Annotated in this window: 6 protein-coding genes; 3 read left to right on the plus strand and 3 right to left on the minus strand. The window is 35.9% G+C overall.

Annotation, left to right across the window (positions count from 1 at the left end):
* Nucleotides 1–294 precede the first annotated feature (294 nt).
* Genes MNV_RS10345 through MNV_RS10355 form a run of 3 tightly spaced genes read left to right on the plus strand, consistent with a single transcriptional unit; the run spans nucleotide 295 to nucleotide 1,229 of the window.
* Nucleotides 295–510 carry a DUF5371 family protein gene (locus MNV_RS10345; protein WP_096205812.1) on the plus strand — a complete coding sequence of 72 codons (216 nt, stop codon included), beginning with the start codon at nucleotides 295–297 and terminating at the stop codon, nucleotides 508–510.
* Between the two features lies 1 nt (nucleotide 511).
* The gene (locus tag MNV_RS20270; protein ID WP_218837989.1) at nucleotides 512–973 is read left to right on the plus strand and encodes a type IV pilin; all 462 of its coding nucleotides are present in this window, start codon (nucleotides 512–514) and stop codon (nucleotides 971–973) included.
* 43 nt (nucleotides 974–1,016) lie between these two features.
* Nucleotides 1,017–1,229, plus strand: a complete 213-nt coding sequence (locus MNV_RS10355; RefSeq protein ID WP_096205814.1) for a hypothetical protein — start codon at nucleotides 1,017–1,019, stop codon at nucleotides 1,227–1,229.
* 186 nt (nucleotides 1,230–1,415) lie between these two features.
* On the opposite strand, the gene MNV_RS10360 is transcribed toward MNV_RS10355, so the two are convergent.
* From MNV_RS10360 to MNV_RS10370, 3 genes are all read right to left on the minus strand, one after another.
* On the minus strand, nucleotides 1,416–1,778 hold the full coding sequence (locus MNV_RS10360; protein ID WP_176505172.1) for a type II toxin-antitoxin system death-on-curing family toxin: 363 nt from the start codon (nucleotides 1,776–1,778) through the stop codon (nucleotides 1,416–1,418).
* 232 nt (nucleotides 1,779–2,010) lie between these two features.
* Nucleotides 2,011–2,451: a type II toxin-antitoxin system VapC family toxin gene (locus tag MNV_RS10365; RefSeq protein WP_096205818.1), complete on the minus strand. Its 441-nt coding sequence runs from the start codon at nucleotides 2,449–2,451 to the stop codon at nucleotides 2,011–2,013.
* Nucleotides 2,423–2,611 (minus strand): hypothetical protein, encoded by a 189-nt coding sequence (locus MNV_RS10370; protein ID WP_096205820.1) that lies wholly within the window; start codon nucleotides 2,609–2,611, stop codon nucleotides 2,423–2,425. The genes MNV_RS10365 and MNV_RS10370 overlap by 29 nt, the downstream gene beginning before the upstream one ends.
* Between the last annotated feature and the right edge of the window lie 158 nt (nucleotides 2,612–2,769).

Genomic DNA, 2,769 nt, shown 5'->3' on the forward strand with positions numbered 1-2,769 from the left:
TATAAGAGGGAGGTAATCTGACAAAGTCAAGTTAAATTCAAGTCCATTTAAACTTTGTAAACTAAAAAATGCATTAATATTTTTGTGATTCTCGTCTTTGAATGTATAGATATTTTTTGATTGTTATTTACATAAAACGCTATCAGAAGAATAATTTTATATTTTCTGAAAAATGCTCATACTCATATTAATGTCCTGACTCCCATCATCTTTAAATATATCATAATCATAATTATAGTTATAAGAAAAATTATACTTCTAATAGGGTATGATTTCTCTTGAAGGAGACTAAAAATGGCGAAAATAATGCATGTACAAACAGTTCTCATGGTAGAGGATATCGATGCCCTGAAAGCGAAAACGGGTGAGACCAATACCAAAGACGCTCTCGCCAAGGCAGTCTCACATTATCTTGAATGTGAGTATACACAGGTTCAGAATATGTGGACTACAAAACTCGAAAACGTTGTAAAAAATAGAACTAAAGGAATATATCAGGAGGAAAAATAAAATGAGATTTAGAAAGAATGAAGAGGCAGTATCGCCAGTCATCGGTGTTATCCTGATGGTTGCGATCACTGTTATATTGGCGGCTGTTATTGCTGCTTTCGTATTCGGGATGGCACCCCCGGCAAAAGCGCCATCGGTGCAGTTGAGAATAACGGCAGTAAATTCGACAACTTTGGCTGACAATAATTTAAAGATAACACATAATGGAGGCGATGCACTGATTCTGAAAGATGAGAAAATTACAGTAACTGATGCTATTTCTGGCGCCCCGGTGGATTCTATTAGTGGGCTTACTTTAATAGAATTCCAAAATATTGGCACACCTGTCGATACTCTTGGTGCAGGGGTTAGCATTTCTCATAACTGGACAACTACACCTGCAAAAGGATCAATTCTGAAAGTAATGCTTCAGGATATCCCATCAGGCCAGGTTATAACCCAGATGCAGATAACAGTAACATAAATATGTGAATGCCCCCTTTCATGGGGGGTCATTTTTATTTTTTATGAACACAAAACAACTCTTCTTAATGATCTTATTGTTCATCCTTGCATTAGTTGTCATGACGCTCCCGGTCTGGATAGACAGGGCTCTTCCAATAATGAAAAATGGTATCAATTCAGCGGGTAAGACTTTTGAGGATATGTGGGTTGCCCTGAAGTACATTGCTGACAGGCTTTCAGAGGATATCCCGAAGCTGCTGGATAAGTATTTGTAACAGGGTTGAATATTCCAGCATTACTAAAAATATAATCCGGATAGTCTTTAATAGATTGAACTTTATAATTGAACCATATGAAACACGCAGTTACGAAAGAAGTAAGAAAAGATAGCTCACTAACTGACGAACAGAGAAAACACTTTGAAGATAGTTTAAAACATAACAATGATCTAATGAAACGAATTAGCCCAAATGTAGTGGAATTACTGTATTTCTTAACCATTTCTCTATTTCTTCGACGGTGCATTCATATTTAGCGATTTTAAGCAGAACATTTTGTATTTTATCTTCACTTGCATGAATATGGTATCCTTCACTTCTAAGAATAATATCACTCACTCCAAAAGCTGTTCTCTTATTGCCATCAATGAATGGATGACCCACAATTATTTGTTCCAATGCTAATGATGCTTTCTTGAATACGTCAATTTTCCTATCAATTAAATAAACCAGATGAGAGATTGTTCCTTGATTAAGAATTCCTTTTGTTCCACCATAAATTTCAATGATATCTTCATGAATATCCATAATATTCTGTTCAGTCAATTTGTTCACATAGTTCATACATGACACCGATTATAGTCGCTTCATTGTTTCCTTTCATATAGATAATTTCTATGAAAAAAATAAATTCTGTTTATCTTCGTTTTATTAGAATTTTTTTCTACCCAACAGCTAAAATCCATCTATGCACTCCCATGGCACACTTATAATCCTTATTACAACTGTTTTTTCTGTGCTGACATCTTCCAGCAATTTTCTACCTACAGAGTAGGAATCATTTGATATTTTGCGGACGCTTTATTATAACTTCAGAGACCCTGTCAAATTCAGAATCATACGTTACTATGGTGCAATCAAATAATATTGCTGAGGCACATATTACCGCATCAACATGGGATAAACCCTTTTCTCTTGTCTGGTATTTTGCTTTGATTGTACCTGCGAGAAATGCTATTTCTGGTGTGGTATCTATAATAAGAAAACTGTTTTTAAGAAAATCAAGTACTTCAGGTATTTTGTTTTCTGCATTTTCCCGGATGAAAATGGTTGTTATCTCAGTTATTGTACTGGATGAAATATGACCTTCTAACTCCCCGGATACGATTTTGTTAAGGAGTTTTTCCACTTCGTCTGCCTTTTTGGAGTTCAGAAAATATTCAAGCAGGACACAAGTATCCAGAATAATTTTAGAGCCTGGCTTCTTGCTCTCGGTCATTCTCCCTCATCTTGCGGACAATATCTACGGAAGACTTTTTTGATGTTAGAGTTCCTCTAAGCGCCCTGAAATCCCTTTCAACCCTGGGAGTTATTCGTATTTCAAGATTGCCGAATACAAGCCATTTCTCTTTATCGTGCTCATGTAAGGTTGTTTCCATATAGCTCACATACGTTATTACCTGCCAACATATTTAAGCTTCTTCCAATCTTAAATTCCGATCTTTAGGATATGTGGGTTGCCCTGAATTTCATTGCCGACAGACTTTCGCAGGATATCCCGAAGCTGCTGGATAAGTATTTGTAACAGGGTTGAATA

This window comes from Candidatus Methanoperedens nitratireducens, assembly GCF_900196725.1.
In the GTDB taxonomy this organism is placed as follows: Archaea; Halobacteriota; Methanosarcinia; order Methanosarcinales; family Methanoperedenaceae; genus Methanoperedens; species Methanoperedens nitroreducens_A.